A 15,694-nucleotide genomic window follows, 5' to 3' on the forward strand; every position below is an offset into this window, starting at 1 on the left:
TTTATAATTTTATACTGTTTTTTAATACCTGACAAAGGTATAGGCAAGCTTTTGTTGGTACAATAACTCATCCTGAAGTGAGTGGCTAGAAATTGATGATTTAAAATGGCAACACCCCGAAAAGAACAATCGACCAACACGGAAAATCTGCAAACTTTGGCACAGGCATGCGATGTGAATGAAGTATTGCTGCAAATATCATTGCGTTGGAAAATGCAGATTTTATATTGTATTGCAGAGGACGTATCGCAATTTAGCACGTTAAAAAAAATGTTTCCAACACTTTCCGATCAGGTACTGAGCAAACGTTTAAAGGAGCTGAAAGAAGAAGCGCTTGTCATTACCGAAGATATTGAAAATACAATACCGCCTCAGATTCGCTATATCCCAACAGAAAAAGGTAGGGAACTTTTGAAAATTATCCTTGACCTGCATAATTGGGGGCTAAAGTGGAAAATTACAGGCAATGACTATTGCCAGCTGAATGTGGTAAGCGGAACGCGCTAAGGAAATATACAGTTCGTTTTTACTCAGGTTTTAAAGTGAAAGATGCAAGTTTCGATAGGTCAGATTATTTTAGTAATTTAGTAATCGTATGATAGCGTTGATGGAGGACAGGACTGTTGATTTTACCATATTTTTATTCAATATATCAGTAGCTTTATGCGTGAAATCAATTGTCATGAGGAAAAAATTCACCTGTGTGGAAATATACAGTCTTTTGGGTATTTATTTATCTTTGAAGACGATAAGTGTATCGGGGTAAGCGAAAACTGTGCAGCTATTGCAGGTGAAGAATACTCCGCAATGCTGGGCATGACAGTAGATGATGTTCTTCATCGGATAGTTCCTTCATTTGAACTTCGTGGAGAGAACATTAACCAAGCTGTTTCCGACAGCATGTTTGCCAGGTATGCCGATCGTGTGACTATCCTTCAAAACGATTATTTTTTAAGTCTCTATAGGTATGATGGAAAAATTTATCTTGAAATAGAGGCCTGCAATCCTCTTGCTGTCAAAACGACCAAATTATATTATTATGCGAAGCATTTAGATGACCGAAGCAGCGGCAACTCTTGCTGGCAGGCATTGACTGAATTGATTAAGGACATTATTCACTATGATCGAGTGATGGTGTATCGCTTTTTGGAAGATAATAGTGGACAAGTTATTGCAGAGAGCAAGAGTGCTGATCTGGAATCGTTGATGAATTACCGTTATCCGGAATTCGATATTCCTGCACAGGCACGCGAACTTTACCGTATTTTTCATGCCCGCCATACGGCAGATGTCGATGAGGAAGCGATTCCGCTGATGGGGCGGAGTGCCGATGATCTCGATCTTACACGCTGCAGCCTTCGGGCGCTTTCACCCATGCATTTGCAATACCTTAAAAATGCAGGCGTAAAGGCGAGTGCAAGTTTTAGCATTATCGTGGACGATGAGCTCTGGGGGCTTGTAGCCTGTCAGAATCGAGAGCCAATGCATGTAGATCTTTCACAGCGCCATCTATGTACCTTTCTTACACAATACGCTGTAAACAATTATCTGGCAGATTTTCAGAAGAAACAGGTAAAAGTTCAGAAAAATCTATCGCAGCTGAAGCATGATCTAAAAAGTGATTTGTTGGTCAAGCGCGACTTGTATGACGTGTTGGAAAAGTATGCCGTGCGTATTATGGAGGTAATGAATGGGCAGGGGCTAATCATTAAACGTGATCGCGCGATCATGATGGTGGGTGAGGTGCCTGATAAAAAAATGCTCCGAGAAATTGATAAAAAAATAGCTACTGCGGAGTTTTTTGCGACTGATAGATTTAAGTGCGATGGTCCTTCCGAAGATGTTGAAATGTATCCCGGTGTACTACGCATCAGTATTCTGCCCGCAAATAACTGGTACTTATATGTTTTTAGGAAAGAACGCCTGATAGAAGAGACCTGGGCAGGGAAGCCGGAAAAAGTGATGCAGGTTGACGAAGATAGAAAGATTACCTTTCCTTCGCCACGTTCTTCTTTCGAGGCCTGGAAAAAAATTACAAAAGGCAAAGCCGAAAAATGGCAATCTTCTGAACTCGCTTTTATTGAAAATATTACACATATTATTCAGCAAGCGGTAGCACAGCGTGGGGGAGAGATTGATGAATTGAACAAGAAACTGGTACGCTCTAATAATGCGCTTGATACTTTTGGCTATACGCTGACCCATGATCTTAAAAATCCGCTGACGACAATACAACTCACTGCGCAAATGTTGCTCCACAAAAAAGACATCTCTGGCGAACTGCTTGCAAAGTCAATGAAAAATATCTTGGAGGGGACGCAGCTGATGCGGGATATGATGGATAAAGTCTACCAAATGTCAAAGGTAAATCATGTAGACTTTGTGTTCGAACCAATTAATCCACAGTCCAAGATTGTCAATATCGTTGAAAATTGCAAACAGCAATACAAGGTCCCGCATTTAGAATTTATAATGGGCGAAACACTGCCTATATTGGGGGAGAGAACATTGATCTATCAATTATTTCTGAACCTTGTTGGCAATGCCATAAAATACAGCAGCAAAAGGCAAAACCCGCAAGTGTCCGTTAAGAGCATGCGGCAAGGAAATAAGGTTCGGTATGATATCAAGGATAATGGAATCGGAATTGATTTGAAGGATGGTGACAAAATTTTTGAAATCTTTAGCCGAATGTCCAATACAGAAGGCTTTGAGGGTTCGGGAGTTGGCCTGTCCATTGTTAAACAAATTGCGAGTAAGCTCAACGCAGCTATTCACGTAGAAAGCGAATTAGATGTCGGTACTTCATTTTCAGTCGTCTTCAAAGATGTACCAGAACCCGATCGTATGCATTTAGTATCTTAAACGACCGAGAGTAGATTTTTTAGAAGGCGGCATAGTGGTCTTTTATCCAATAAATTGTCTATCTTGTAAAATCTCAAAGAAAGATTATATAAACGGTTTGGTAACCAACTATCTGCCCAGCTTAGGTCTATATTTTAAATCTCCCACAAGACCATATTTTTCAATCATTGCAGTGTTTTTAAACAATCAAAAAATGAAAAAGAAAATTGTTGTTTGTGATGATGATGCCGCCATCCTTAACGTTTTGGAGCTGGCTCTAAAGAATGAATTTAGTGAAGTTTATTTAGTGTCAAAAAGCAGAGAACTTATCGCATCTGTCGAAGAAATTGACCCTGATATTATACTATTGGATATTGAAATGCCATGGCTGTCAGGTGGCGATATCCTTCGGGAACTCCGAAGTTCGGAAAAACATCAAAATATTCCGGTGATCATGATGTCCTCGAGTTCGCGTGGAAAGCAGATTGCATCTGAATGTGGAGCCGACGCTTTTTTGGCCAAACCATTTGAACTGGACGATCTATTACTTCTCGTGGATAAATTGGGCCAAGCGTAAGCGTTTGTCTAAGGATGATCACATCAGCTGCATAAAAGCACTTTTTCTTTAAAAAGTGCTTTTATGTGTGCCTAGTGAGCGTGTACTTGCCGGCTAGTTTTTCAGTATGCTATTAATTTTATCTGTGATATCTGTTAAATCAAAGGGTTTGGCGATAAAGCCATTTGCTCCTAAGTTCCCTGCTATTTCAGGCCCATCGACGCTTGCTGAAAGGACAATTATAGGAGTTTCTTTAATTTCGGGTGTACTGCGGATAATTTTAATCAGCTGGTCACCAGAAATTATGGGCATCCAGAGGTCTAGCAGCAAGAGGTCTGGCTTATGCGAAATTAATTGCTTTGTCAGGTGTGTGCTATTTATTTCGCATATGACATTATATCCTTCTAGTTCTAAAAAAAGCTCCAGCATCTCGAGTATTCCTCGGTCGTCATCACAGATCATTATCTTTTTAGGCTGCATATTTTTTATTTGTTGTTTACAATGGGTAATGTAAAATTAAATGTGGATCCTTCTCCCGGCTCGCTTTCGACCCACAGTGTTCCTTTGTGGTGTAAGATAATCTCATGCGAAACATAGAGCCCAATGCCTAAACCGGGGAACTTTTTCTGTATATGGCTGACGCGAAAAAATCGCTCGAAAATTTTTAGTCTATCCTGATAGTTTATGCCCATGCCATAATCCCGGACGGAGATTTTAACAAAGTTGGCTACCTTGTGGATACTAACTTCAACTTTTTTCGACTCGGGTGAATATTTAATTGCATTGGAGAGCAGATTGTTCAGCACTTGGATAATCTGGAGCTCGTCGCCCTCGACGATACTACCTGTATTTCCTGTAAGGTGGATGTCAGAATCAGGTGCCGCCAATCGCATGCTTTCAACGGCATCTTGAATAGTCTTATCGATCTCAAAAGGGTCCATGTGCAATTCAAGATTGCCAGATTGAATCTTAGACGTATCTAAGAGTTTTGAAATCAACAGATTCAAGCGATCGATATAAGCTGTGATTTTATCTAAAGTTGAGACATATTTCGGATCGGTGTTTTCGGCACTCAATCGCTGCAAGATCTGGAAGAGACCCTTAATTGTTGTAAGCGGAGTCTTAAGTTCGTGGCTCGCAATGGACAGGAAATCATCTTTACGCCGATTCTGCTCCTTCTTTTCCGTAATATCTTCGATGGCGATCAGGATCCGGTCTTTGTACTGGCCCTCGAATTCAATACGATAAGCATTTAGCAGCATGACTTTTCGACCAATATGAGGAAAGATATGATCTACCTCATAATCGATAACCGGGTTATTGGTGGGCAGTATCCGAGTGAGCATCTCTTTTAAAGAAGAAATATCCCACTGCTGATTACCGAGGTCAAATAATAAATTTCCTACCGTTTCTTCTGTGGTGACTTTAAACGAGTTTAAAAAATGTCTATTGGCGCTCAGGACGATGTAATTGGCATCGAGCACCAAGAGACTTTCTCGTACTGTTTCAATAATACTGGACAGAAAGCTTTCTTTATCTTGCAGTTCTTTGGTTCTTTGCTGTATTTTGAGCTCCACATGGGACTTCTCTTCCCGAAGATCATGCTCCGCTTTTTTTCGATCGCTGATATCATTTTGAACACCAATAAAATGAGTTACCTGACCTTTATCATTCTTCACTGGTGAAATAAAAAGTTCGTTCCAAAAAAGCGTTCCATCCTTACGATAATTTCGAATTTCAATCTTACATTCTTCGCCGCGCTCAATAGATTCTTTGATCATACTACGTTCGGCTTGCGAACGGTCCTGAGCCTGTAAAAATCGGCAGTTGTGGCCAATAATTTCGTCATGGGCATAACCACTGATGGTTTCGAAAGCTTTATTGCAATAAATGATGGGATTATCATACTGCAGATTGTCTGTAATTATAATACCCGAATAGGCAGAATTCAATGCTTTTAGATAAAGATCTAAATCATTGTTCTTGTTTTCAATACGTTGCTTTGAATTGTCGATGCCGGAAGCATTTTTTCTCATATATTTTAAACTCCCATATTAATTAAGGTGTCCCCAAAATAATCTATAATTCTGAGATTGAAGCGAATTTTGGCATGTCTAAATTAAAAACCCGTATAAATCCCTGCTGAGGAAATAATCAGTGCAAAAGATAGCAGGGCGCGTATTTTTGATCTGACTGAACCACAGATAACAGTGCATAGTTTACTATCGCTTTCCAGCGCAGTATGCTATCCTTAGGCACTTTTTCAACTATAGAGATCGCCAATCTGCAACTGTTTTCGTATCACTACCTTATTGATGTCTGTTGCCTTTATGGTAATACGAAATGTTTCTGTCGATTCCTCGCGCCGCATCATTTCTGTCGGGCGATACCGTGACGTGGGCATATTGCAAGGATACAATATCCGTGCTGTCGATGTTGGGCATTTTAAGCGGACGGTACCAAGAAGGTGGGCTCGTTAGGTTGCCCGTCTCTTTGCGATCTGTTTGTTCTGTTGATTCCTGTACCGAACGCTGTTTCCAACGTCTGTATACGAGCAGAGCCGCTCCGGCAACTGCTGTGATAACGAGTCCGATTTGTGCTTTCATATGTTCTTCTTTAAGAATTGAACCATGGTACTTTTAAAATGAACAATACTCAAATCAAAAAGTTCAATAAAAAAAGAATCAGCGTCTATGGGTGCTCTCGTAAGAAATTGCTGTATAGCATTCGATTGCCGTAAATAAGCTTTGACAGTTTAAAGATTCAGCTTATTTTTGTTCACAAAACACAGACAGTTAACAGGACATGGAATCACTCTTTCGCGCATGGAAAACGAGCCGGATGGCTTACCTTAAATTCTTTGAAAACTATTCTTTGGAACAGCTCAATCGCATTCCTCATGGTTTCAGCAATAACCTGATCTGGAATATCGGTCATATCATTGCCACACAACATAAATTAATCTATATCGGATCTGAGGTAGAAGGACACATCCCTGAGGAAATCTTCAACAGCTACCAGTCCGGAACAAGGCCTTCAGCAGCGGTATCGCAGCAGGAAGCTGATCTGCTGAAAAGATTGCTCCTCGATCAGATTGAACCGACCATCCGTGATTTTAACAACAAAAAGTTTGTGACCTATCAGCAACGCACAACCGGCACGGGCTTCCATCTCACTTCGATTTACGATGCCTTCGAATGGAATAACTTTCATGAAGGCCTGCATTTGGGTTATATGATGAGCATTAGAAAGTTTATCTCGTTGGATTAATGCTCAACTCTTTTGTCTTTCTATTTTTAAACCCTTACCTTAGCGCATTACTAGACTTTATTTTTTGCCCCTCATGTTGTTGTTCGCATGACAATGATGTAGGGGTTTTATTTTCAGTGGTTTGTACATGTAGTACGAAAGATTAAATAGGTGAAAACGAATGATTTTTAAAGCTCTTCGATCGAATATTGATGTTGATGACAGTTTATTTAATGATATATACCCGCCCAAAATAAAAAAATTGGCTGAACGTCACTGGACACCTGTTCACGTCGCAAAAATGGCCGCAGAGTACCTGGTTGAATCTCCGATGGACAAAGTGCTGGATATTGGTGCCGGAGCAGGAAAATTCTGCCTTGTAGGAGCTTCGTGTACCAATGGAATGTTTTATGGTGTGGAACAGCGCGAATCACTGGTGGAGCTTTCCAACGGGTTGGCCGAGAAACATCAGGTGCAGAATGTAGCGTTTATTCATGCCAATATTGACGAGATCTGTTTTTCCGACTATGACGCGTTCTATTTCTATAACTCCTTTTATGAAAATATAGATACATCAAGTCCAATTGATTACGCGATACAGCCTGATCCCAAACTTTATCATGCATATACCGAGTGTTTGCGGAATCGGCTTGCGCTACTGCCTATTGGTACCCGTGTGGTTTCCTATTGGAGCGGTTGGGAAGAGATTCCCTGTAATTTTGATCTGGAGTATACGGCATGCGACGGTTTTCTCAATTTTTGGCGGAAATTGGGTTAAGGGAAAGGAAGCAGGACAACCCTGCTTCCTTTTTTTACGACCCTAATCCAGGTAGAAGAAAAGTCTGCTGAATGTTTGATTCGGTACTTTTGGTGCAGTGAAATAGGGTTGAACCTTTCCTTTATCGTTCAATTTCGGCAAAAAGAAACCCTCAGCACCCAGTTTACTTTTTGTTTCATCGCCGTCAAAAGCCCATTCGTTGTCCGTATTGGCCTTGGTAAAATTAACCGTGGCATTCCGCAGATCGGCGCATTCATAAAATCCAAACTGCTAAAGGATTGGAAACCTAATTTACTTCGATGGAGATATCCGGTCACGAAGCGATATGGTACTGCAGGATGGACATTAATAGCCATAATAACACTTTTTAACTTCTGACTATTGTTATATAATGGTCAGAAGTTTTTATATTTACGACAGTTTAGCGAACATAGGGCAGATAATAGGAAAAATCTAGCTTTAATTTCGGAATGCGCAATTATTAAAAAACTTATACGGAATATGAAATATTACTTACTGACCTTTTCTGTTTCGGCTCAGGTGCTCACCAAACGCACTGAACTGATTAACTACCTTAGCCGGCATATTGCTGACCTGAAATACATTTCGGCAGATCTTCAGGATAAACTATGCACCATTACCATCCGGACATTACGACGTGACGAAGGGGTTGTTCTTAATCTCTTGGCCATAAGAGGTTTCAAGGCATCTTTTCTATCAGCGACCGAAGGTCCCTAATGTGAGATTTAGCAAATTTCTGCGGCCCTGGATATTGGGCAGGCTTAAAATTATCTGATCAAAACGTGTGTTCGTTCGATTACAGCGATTTCCTCTTTCGCGGCAATCTGTCGTTGGTTTGAAGTTCTGCAGTAGGTATACTGTCGTGAACGGCTAAAGCCACGGGGTAGGACTTTCCGCTCCAGATAACCTTCTGCCACATATTTGCGGAGTAGTGAAGTAATACGTTCAGCCTTAAAAGTAATCTGATAGGCTTTTTCAACAGCAGTGATAATCTGTTCAATAGTGCGGGGATCCTGAAAATAATCCGAGTCGAAAATCAGACGCATGACAGATTCCCGCTGATAACGATGATCTAGTTTTCGCGTCGTTTGGAGTTGATTTTTGTCCGTGACTTCGTCTGTAAACAACTTTTTGCCTAGGGGAAAGAATTTGGTCCTAAATCGGCCGAAATTACTGTGGGCACCCGTAGCTATCCTTAATGGCATTGATTCATCAAAAAAATGGGCCATCGGAATTGACAGCGAATCGCAGAGCTGTGCTACAGCTTCCACAGAGATCGTCGAATTTTTGTTGCAGTAGCTCTGAAGTCGGCTTTCAGGGATCTCGCTAAAATTAGCCAAGCCGGCTAATGTCATTGAAGTCTTGTCAAGAATTTCTAAGATCCGAATGGACATCCATTCAGCTAAGGCCATATTTGTGATTTTTCCCATATTAATTGCAGAATTCCGTATGGAATTTAATTGATTGTATTATATGCTCAGGATTATTTTATAATGATGTTGTTTTTCTTTGTTTATCTGGTCAGCATATCTTTTAATTATGTTGATATCCAAATTATGTATTCTCTGTAGATGGATTTTTATGAAGATTGCTGCTTTTTTTTGAAATTCAACTGATTATCTTAATAAAAACAACACGAGGTCCGTGTTAATTAATTTTATTAAGCGATATTACTAATTTTTATTGAAAATTGAAGTTTTTTTTAAGATAAATAGAGGGATTTTTGACATAAATATGTTTTTTTTTTATTCAATTTACTGTCCCAAATAATTTAATTCCTTCAATTGACTGCTCAAATAATTTAAGTTCTTCAATCGTCTAGGTGAATACATTAAAACTGCGGAGCGCAAGACTTGGGCTCCGCAATAAGAAGGTTTTTTAGGTAATCTTGCTGAAGATCTCCATTAGAACGTCAGTAGGCCTAAGGATAAACTAGCCGAGTAACGGGATTTTCCGTTGTCACCATATCCACCAGGTGTAGACAGCGCTGTTTCCAGGCTGCCCGATCCCTTCAGATAAAGTTGATTGCTTTTCTTTCCGAAGTTGGCAAGCCGGTATTGTATGCTCAGGGCATTGACTACCCGATCGCGTGTTAAATACTGGTATATAGGCAGCGCAATCGTGTTTGCAACAAAATTGCTGGAATAGCTTTTATCTGTGTAACTCCATTCGTTTTTTACGCCAAAATTGTAGTTGGATGCCACATCAAAGACCCAGCGCGACAGGGCTTTGTTAAAGCGGATGCCAATATCCATGCGGTCGACGATTTCTTTTCCCTGCGGTAGGGCATAGCGATTGTCCCAGCCGGAATAACTTACGGTGGCCTTGGCAAACCAGTCGGAGCGATAGGCGCTGGTTTCTTTGGCCAATATATACCCCAAAGTAGCCTGGCTGCGTAGTGCTGTATTCAAGCTGCCTTCAAAAATAGTTTCATAACTGCGGTCGTCTGTCCGCTGCAATTGTTGGTATTTGGTATTGGAAATATCACAATACAGCAGGTTTAAATCGAAGTGATGGTTGTAATCGCCACGTTTTAAATCAATGGCCGATAATACCGTGTACTGATCGTATTGATGTTTGCCAGCCTTCATCGGATAGGTGCTGCCGTCGGTGGCCTTTTCCTCATGACGAAGGTAGCTTCCGGACAGCAACCAGCTGAACTGATCGGCGGTATAACGAAAGCTGAGTTCGCTGCCATACGCATGCGCAAGATAGCTACGGTCCATATCTGCCGTCATAATGAAAGGTGATGCCCCGAGGTATTCGGCTAAGCCCAGAAGTTTATAGACGTTGTATTGTTGACTTCCGTTGGCACGTACCAGATTCAGATCATTTTTCTGATAATTATAAATGGCTGCGAGCCCAAGCTGATGCTGCTTGCTGATTTTGTAGGAAATATTCGGTGCTAGCTGGATTTTATTTTCCGTATCTAGAGAACGTGGGTCCATTTGTCGCGCTCCCGTAGCGACCTGATAGGAGAGGTCGAGGCCGGCACGCATGCGGCCATCGGCAAAGCTGGGGCTCGCTACTTTGAGGCCCATTGTATAAAACTGCTTATTCCAGTCGCCCTTTAGTGAGTCGACTAGCTGATAGGGATTGTCGGTAAATGGATTCACAAGGGATGCGTAGGCCAGCTCCTTCTCTTTCAATGTGGTAAAGTCAAAGCGACCATAGAGCGTCCAGTCGCCGGAACGCTGAAATTTCTCTGTCGAAAAATTGAGTCCCTGTTTCGATTTGCCTGTAAATGGATGTCTAAAATCTCCGCCTTCATAGAAATAGCCTAAGGTGGTGTTTCCCACAGCCGGTAGGTCAAGCTCCCCCAGTAAAGCGCTGCTTTTGAGTTTTAACAGGCTTTCCTTTTCTTTGGAGTAGCTGATATTCGGATTTTCCTGTGCTTGCAGCTGCATGAAAGAGGCTGTAAATGCCAGGGAAAAAATATATTTTATGTTCATGATGCGCCTGCTTATTTGGAATAACTTTTGGGACTAGGGGTATCGTTTATCGTAAAGTCACTGGAGGAATTGTTGGTGTCCATCAATACTTTGATGCCATTGATTTCTTCTCTTACTTTCCGGATAACCGATTTTCCGGTACCGGCTCCGCCGCCAACAAAGGCTACTCCAGCATCAATGGTGAGCGGTAAACGCTTTTTGTCGAGTGTAATGGTGCTGTTGGCAACGCAATCCACGCCGTCGATAACTTTGTCTGCGGCAACTTTCACATAACGTGTTGAAGCAGTTGCTCCGGGTTCGGTAACAGTTTCGTAGCTGGCATAGTTGTCGGGCGAAAGGATAACGAGTCCAGAACCGTTGACGCCAGGTAGCCAGTCAAAAACAGTCAACGATGAGCTATAGATCAGCGTTACGTTGGGTACGTCTGGCGAGTCGGTATCATTGGAATTTCCGGGCGGATTAAAATAGGTCTCAAAATCGGCTATTCCAGCCCCTAAATCTGTGGGTGCATTGGGATTGCCTTTTGGATCTGTCTTATGATTAATTCCGTCGACAGCAATGACAATGGATTTGCCCGGTGCTACAGGGTGATCTACACCTGCAATACCCGGAATGGTCCATAGAGAAGCAAGGTATACGTTTTGCTGGTCGTCGATAAATTTGGTGGCTAGCGTTGAACCTGCTTTTGTCGCTCCGAAGGAGATTCCGCCGGCGTATAGGGTGTCGGTCGAGTTGTTGTAGATTTCTACAAAACCATCGTATAAATAAGACGAATTATTCGGGGTGCGGCTACCGGTATAGTAAAATTCCTTAATGACAAATCCACCGATAGCACCGCCGCTCAGCTGAATGTCTGTCTTTCCGGATTCCTGAATACGCAGGGAGGGGATGGAGGCATTCAAAAATGCTTTGCCCAGGCGTCCACTGATGCTGATGCTTTCCTCTTCGGTCACCTCCCGGCTTACCGTTACGGTGTAGATACCAGGTATAATATCCTGCAGATCGACTTCGCCCTTTGCATTGGTGGTCAATTGGGACTGCTGACCTGTAAATGTGTTTTTAAGGGTTACTGTAGCATTCGCGGCAAAAGATTCAATATAATTGCTGGGGTAGTGGACAGCCAGGGTATAGGAAAGCGTATTGACCGTCGCAAAATCTTTGCGGCAGCCGCTCAATAAACAGAGCAACGCAACCAGGTAGAGATAACAATTGATTTTCTTCATTTTTTTAGAATTTAATAGACAGTTCGGTTCCAAAAAAGATATCAATATTTCGTTTTGTGAACTGTTCGGGATTGCGTGTACTCCGTACCAACGGTCTGTTGTTGATGAAGTTGTTGGCATAGAACGAGAAGCCCATATTTTTGGCAAACTCCTTGGTCAATTTCATGTTGAACAGCCAAAGTGGTTTCCAGCTTTCGGTGCGGAAGGTTGCGTCGCTGAGACTGAGGTAAATATCGCGGTCGGCCGAGGTGATCTGCTGGCGCTCTGCCTCTGAAAAATAGACGATGTCCATGGGTTTATCAGATCCTACAGGGATATAACCGATCGGCAGGCTGGAGTAGTCGACATTACGCTCCTTATCGATCCAGATGGTCTGTGCCGTCAGGGTCAGGATAAACCGTAGTTCGGGAATATGGTGTATGGCCCTTAAAGTGGTCATGAGTCGCTCGCTGTCGGTCCCGCGTGGCGCAAATACACCGACGCGTGTCATCGTTTTGTTGGGCACCTCCTGTGCAAGGATATAAGGTATGGTGGTCGTTGATTTGGTCGACTGATAGGCCCCTGTCAGCTGAAAAGAGGTGCGGATAGCGTCGAAGCGGCCCATATCAAAATCAAATTCAGCCCCCTTGTTGATGATCTGCCTGCCGTTGGTAGGGGTGGTATAGGTAAATACGTAAGGCGTATTGGTCACAACATCACTCAAAATCGGTTTTCCGCCCGCTACTTCCTGCTGCACGGTATACGTCGGAATAAGTGCGTACTGCAAGCTATTCAAGGTGGTCATGTAGTCGTAGGCATTGTCGATCTTATCGTGATAAGCGGTAATGCTCAAACGCTGTCCTTTGCCGACTTTCCAGTCGATACCCAATTCTTTTTTATAGGATTTGGCCAGCTTGAGCTGATCGTTGCCTGTTTCATAGACACGTGTGGTCAGGAGCGCTAGCGCTTCGTTGGGATCCTGCTTGTAATAGTTTAAACTGAAAACATCGAAATAGACGTTTTCGGGATACAGCATGTTCAAGGTAGGTGCCTTGGTGGTGATGCCATAGCCTCCGCGTAGGGTAAAGGCAGGCAGGAGGTCGTAGCTCACATTGATTCGTGGCGACACGGCGGTTTTGCCGTCGCCACTGAAAGGCTGTAGCTGATCCATACGCACACCGGCCTGTATAGCCAGTTCGCGTTTTCCAAATCGGGCCGTCATACGGTCCTCGGCATAGGCACCGAGCTGATTCAGTGCGGGTATATCTTTGTATGCCCGCGCGCGGTAACCGTTCAGGTTATTGGTGCGGTAGGGGAAGTTGGGGTCAAAGGTCTTTCCCTTTCCACTGTTGGCATCCATTCGGTAATCTGTACCGACAAGGACGCGGTGTGTAAAAAGGCCTGTTTTGGCATAAAACTCATCCGATATCTTGGCAAATAAATTGATCGGTTTTCCCTCTACCCAGGCTTTATTGATATAGCTGGCAGGTAGATAGGGGGCTTCAAATGTACCATCGGTATACGAGCTTCCCACAGCTGAAATACCAGCAGTTCCAGCATTTTCCATGTATGATTTCTGAAGCGAATAATTCAATGACACGGTATAGTTTAACTGTCGGGCCAGGGCCTTATTGACCTTCCATTTTCCATTGGTCGAAAAGCGGTAACTGTATTCCTGCGACTTGTTGAGCTGCGGAACAGCATTGGCATCGGGATCAATTTTGACGTTATCCAGGTTGCTACCAAAGGAGAAATAGGTATTGGTATACAATGGTTTTTCCTGACCAAAGGTTTTGCTGTACTGCGCTGAACCGGTTACGCGGTTATAGGCGGCATAGGCCGATGTCTGCTTGTCGTTGGCCCGGGTGTAGTCGAGGTCGACAAATAAAGTTCCCTTGTTTTTTCCGAGATCAAAACCCTGGCCTGCCCAGAATTGGGTAAGCTTCGGGTTTATCCGTCCTTTGATCTGCAGGTCTTCTTTTCCGGCTTTTGTCTGCACGATAATGGCGCCCGAGGTCATGTCGCCATATTCGACCCCGGCAATGCCGCGGATGACTTCAACGGATTCGACATTATCGGCCGTGTACTGCCGCATATCGGCACCCAAACCCTGGGAAGTGGAAAAACTGCCAGCCGAACCGCTTGATCCCGAAGTACCCGTTGATATCGCCGCAGAACCCATAGACTGCAAATTAGCATTGTTGGATGTTGGTGCCCCGTTGATGATTAGCGAAGTACCCAGGGAGCTCATATAATCCGAAGAACGGTTGATCTGGTTGCTATTGCCCACATTCCGTATGCCGGTTTTATTGACATTGGTGAAACTCGGATTCGTTGTCATTCCACCGGGTAGCAACTGTAGGACTTCACCCAGGTTGGTCGCCTGCATATGTTCAATGGCCTTACGGTTGATGATGGTCGAGGTGGCACCTTCTTTTCGGTTTTCCTGACCAACGACCACAACGTCTGCCAGGGCAATGGAGTTTTCGGCCAATGCTATCGCAATAGGCTGTTTGCTGGCAGTCACGGTGTGCTCCACGGTCAGCATTCCGAGGTAGCTGACAACAAGAGTGTATTGTCCGCTTGGAGTGCGGTCGAACGTAAAATGGCCGCTTTCATCGGTTTTGGCGTACAGACCCAGTTCCCTGATTTGTACAGTAGCTCCTTTGAGTACCTTGCCGGTGCTTTTCTCTGTGATTATGCCACGGATATCGCCGTCCTGAAAAGAGCGTTCAGTCAACGGTTTTGTGTTGGTGGATGTAGCGGCGAACGTAGTTGCTGATAAGGTCAATAGGGCAAAGAATAGGATAGATCTTTGCCGTATCAACGCTGGTTCGTTATTTTCCATGGCTATGTCCCATATTTTCGGGGTTAATCATGATGTGTGCTTTGTAAGACCCCTCGTCCATTAACCAGGGAATTCCAGGTAAACCCGGTTTGCTTGACAAGCCGATATCGGCTGCTTTTGCATAAGGAACATAGATCACATAACGTCGCTGTGCACCTTCGATTTCTCCGGTTGTGTTGTTCAGTTTGGCCAATGGTCCCCAATAGCCGTATAGTATGGTTGGTGTCTGCGGGATGGGTAATTTGCCCGCTTTGTGTTCGGCTTCGCGGATTTCATCACGTTGTTTGCGTTTGCCTTCGGCGATCAGTTCGCGGCCGCGGGCCATAAAAGGATCCAAACTTTTTGGATAGGCATAGGCATATAAAACGGAAGATTTGTAGTCTGGTGCAAGACAGATCAGGTTATTGGTGGCGGTGCCTTCCTGTAATGTGATAAACTCGCCTTTTTCGTTATAACCCAATACTTTGGCGCCTTCGCGTTGGTCTGCCGGGGCTGCCTGTAATGCAATTTTTATCTGTAGATCTTTTGCGAGTGGACTGCGTTCTTGTTTTTGTCCAAACACAGCCAGGGTACCCCACGATAGCGCAAGGGTGATGATAAGATGTTTCATAGATATTCGTTTAGCGATTAATGACTAATTGTTTTTGCTTGTTGATACTAGCATGTTGCAAATATATGTATTTAGATTTATTATAAATAAGTGAATTTTAAAATATTATTTCAGTTAAATCCGATTAATACGTG

Annotated in this window: 14 protein-coding genes; 6 read left to right on the forward strand and 8 right to left on the reverse strand. The window is 43.2% G+C overall.

Features of this window, described 5'->3' with window-relative positions; genetic code table 11:
* Window positions 1-105: 105 nt before the first annotated feature.
* From A9970_RS03895 to A9970_RS03905, 3 genes are all read left to right on the forward strand, one after another.
* On the forward strand, window positions 106-507 hold the full coding sequence (locus tag A9970_RS03895; RefSeq protein ID WP_182981383.1) for a helix-turn-helix domain-containing protein: 402 nt from the start codon (window positions 106-108) through the stop codon (window positions 505-507).
* A 156-nt stretch (window positions 508-663) separates the two neighbouring features.
* Window positions 664-2,865 carry an ATP-binding protein gene (locus A9970_RS03900; RefSeq protein WP_182981384.1) on the forward strand — a complete coding sequence of 734 codons (2,202 nt, stop codon included), beginning with the start codon at window positions 664-666 and terminating at the stop codon, window positions 2,863-2,865.
* 193 nt (window positions 2,866-3,058) lie between these two features.
* On the forward strand, window positions 3,059-3,421 hold the full coding sequence (locus A9970_RS03905; RefSeq protein ID WP_182981385.1) for a PleD family two-component system response regulator: 363 nt from the start codon (window positions 3,059-3,061) through the stop codon (window positions 3,419-3,421).
* Between the two features lie 93 nt (window positions 3,422-3,514).
* Here the strand turns inward: A9970_RS03905 and A9970_RS03910 are convergent, their stop codons facing one another.
* The 3 genes from A9970_RS03910 to A9970_RS03920 form a co-directional block, all read right to left on the reverse strand.
* Window positions 3,515-3,880 (reverse strand): response regulator, encoded by a 366-nt coding sequence (locus A9970_RS03910; protein WP_159727037.1) that lies wholly within the window; start codon window positions 3,878-3,880, stop codon window positions 3,515-3,517.
* A gap of 5 nt (window positions 3,881-3,885) precedes the next feature.
* Window positions 3,886-5,436: a PAS domain-containing sensor histidine kinase gene (locus A9970_RS03915; RefSeq protein ID WP_182981386.1), complete on the reverse strand. Its 1,551-nt coding sequence runs from the start codon at window positions 5,434-5,436 to the stop codon at window positions 3,886-3,888.
* A 273-nt stretch (window positions 5,437-5,709) separates the two neighbouring features.
* A complete protein-coding gene (locus A9970_RS03920) occupies window positions 5,710-6,006 on the reverse strand; it encodes a hypothetical protein (protein ID WP_182981387.1) in 297 nt (98 codons plus the stop codon).
* Window positions 6,007-6,205: 199 nt separating this feature from the next.
* Here A9970_RS03920 and A9970_RS03925 point away from each other — a divergent pair, with 199 nt between their 5' ends.
* From A9970_RS03925 to A9970_RS03935, 3 genes are all read left to right on the forward strand, one after another.
* Window positions 6,206-6,670 (forward strand): DinB family protein, encoded by a 465-nt coding sequence (locus A9970_RS03925; protein ID WP_182981388.1) that lies wholly within the window; start codon window positions 6,206-6,208, stop codon window positions 6,668-6,670.
* A gap of 160 nt (window positions 6,671-6,830) precedes the next feature.
* The gene (locus A9970_RS03930; RefSeq protein WP_182981389.1) at window positions 6,831-7,427 is read left to right on the forward strand and encodes a methyltransferase domain-containing protein; all 597 of its coding nucleotides are present in this window, start codon (window positions 6,831-6,833) and stop codon (window positions 7,425-7,427) included.
* A 501-nt stretch (window positions 7,428-7,928) separates the two neighbouring features.
* Window positions 7,929-8,165 carry a hypothetical protein gene (locus tag A9970_RS03935; RefSeq protein WP_046676052.1) on the forward strand — a complete coding sequence of 79 codons (237 nt, stop codon included), beginning with the start codon at window positions 7,929-7,931 and terminating at the stop codon, window positions 8,163-8,165.
* A gap of 50 nt (window positions 8,166-8,215) precedes the next feature.
* Here the strand turns inward: A9970_RS03935 and A9970_RS03940 are convergent, their stop codons facing one another.
* The 5 genes from A9970_RS03940 to A9970_RS03960 all read right to left on the reverse strand — a co-directional run bounded on the left by A9970_RS03940 (window position 8,216) and on the right by A9970_RS03960 (window position 15,560).
* The gene (locus A9970_RS03940) at window positions 8,216-8,878 is read right to left on the reverse strand and encodes a hypothetical protein (protein WP_182981390.1); all 663 of its coding nucleotides are present in this window, start codon (window positions 8,876-8,878) and stop codon (window positions 8,216-8,218) included.
* A gap of 474 nt (window positions 8,879-9,352) precedes the next feature.
* Window positions 9,353-10,900, reverse strand: a complete 1,548-nt coding sequence (locus tag A9970_RS03945; protein WP_182981391.1) for a DUF6850 family outer membrane beta-barrel protein — start codon at window positions 10,898-10,900, stop codon at window positions 9,353-9,355.
* 11 nt (window positions 10,901-10,911) lie between these two features.
* Window positions 10,912-12,123 (reverse strand): DUF4876 domain-containing protein, encoded by a 1,212-nt coding sequence (locus A9970_RS03950; protein WP_182981392.1) that lies wholly within the window; start codon window positions 12,121-12,123, stop codon window positions 10,912-10,914.
* Between the two features lie 4 nt (window positions 12,124-12,127).
* Window positions 12,128-14,950: a TonB-dependent receptor gene (locus tag A9970_RS03955; RefSeq protein ID WP_182981393.1), complete on the reverse strand. Its 2,823-nt coding sequence runs from the start codon at window positions 14,948-14,950 to the stop codon at window positions 12,128-12,130.
* A complete protein-coding gene (locus A9970_RS03960) occupies window positions 14,940-15,560 on the reverse strand; it encodes a hypothetical protein (RefSeq protein WP_182981394.1) in 621 nt (206 codons plus the stop codon). The genes A9970_RS03955 and A9970_RS03960 overlap by 11 nt, the downstream gene beginning before the upstream one ends.
* Window positions 15,561-15,694: the final 134 nt, after the last annotated feature.

The organism is Sphingobacterium sp. UME9 (assembly GCF_014170215.1).
Lineage (GTDB): Bacteria > Bacteroidota > Bacteroidia > Sphingobacteriales > Sphingobacteriaceae > Sphingobacterium > Sphingobacterium paramultivorum.

Excerpts from the sequence above, each read along its gene's own strand:
- A9970_RS03895 (WP_182981383.1), top strand. The coding sequence starts at position 106 with ATGGCAACACCCCGAAAAGAACAATCGACCAACACGGAAAATCTGCAA.
- A9970_RS03900 (WP_182981384.1), top strand. The coding sequence starts at position 664 with ATGCGTGAAATCAATTGTCATGAGGAAAAAATTCACCTGTGTGGAAAT.
- A9970_RS03905 (WP_182981385.1), top strand. The coding sequence starts at position 3,059 with ATGAAAAAGAAAATTGTTGTTTGTGATGATGATGCCGCCATCCTTAAC.
- A9970_RS03910 (WP_159727037.1), bottom strand. The coding sequence starts at position 3,880 with ATGCAGCCTAAAAAGATAATGATCTGTGATGACGACCGAGGAATACTC.
- A9970_RS03915 (WP_182981386.1), bottom strand. The coding sequence starts at position 5,436 with ATGAGAAAAAATGCTTCCGGCATCGACAATTCAAAGCAACGTATTGAA.
- A9970_RS03920 (WP_182981387.1), bottom strand. The coding sequence starts at position 6,006 with ATGAAAGCACAAATCGGACTCGTTATCACAGCAGTTGCCGGAGCGGCT.
- A9970_RS03925 (WP_182981388.1), top strand. The coding sequence starts at position 6,206 with ATGGAATCACTCTTTCGCGCATGGAAAACGAGCCGGATGGCTTACCTT.
- A9970_RS03930 (WP_182981389.1), top strand. The coding sequence starts at position 6,831 with ATGATTTTTAAAGCTCTTCGATCGAATATTGATGTTGATGACAGTTTA.
- A9970_RS03935 (WP_046676052.1), top strand. The coding sequence starts at position 7,929 with ATGAAATATTACTTACTGACCTTTTCTGTTTCGGCTCAGGTGCTCACC.
- A9970_RS03940 (WP_182981390.1), bottom strand. The coding sequence starts at position 8,878 with ATGGGAAAAATCACAAATATGGCCTTAGCTGAATGGATGTCCATTCGG.
- A9970_RS03945 (WP_182981391.1), bottom strand. The coding sequence starts at position 10,900 with ATGAACATAAAATATATTTTTTCCCTGGCATTTACAGCCTCTTTCATG.
- A9970_RS03950 (WP_182981392.1), bottom strand. The coding sequence starts at position 12,123 with ATGAAGAAAATCAATTGTTATCTCTACCTGGTTGCGTTGCTCTGTTTA.
- A9970_RS03955 (WP_182981393.1), bottom strand. The coding sequence starts at position 14,950 with ATGGAAAATAACGAACCAGCGTTGATACGGCAAAGATCTATCCTATTC.
- A9970_RS03960 (WP_182981394.1), bottom strand. The coding sequence starts at position 15,560 with ATGAAACATCTTATCATCACCCTTGCGCTATCGTGGGGTACCCTGGCT.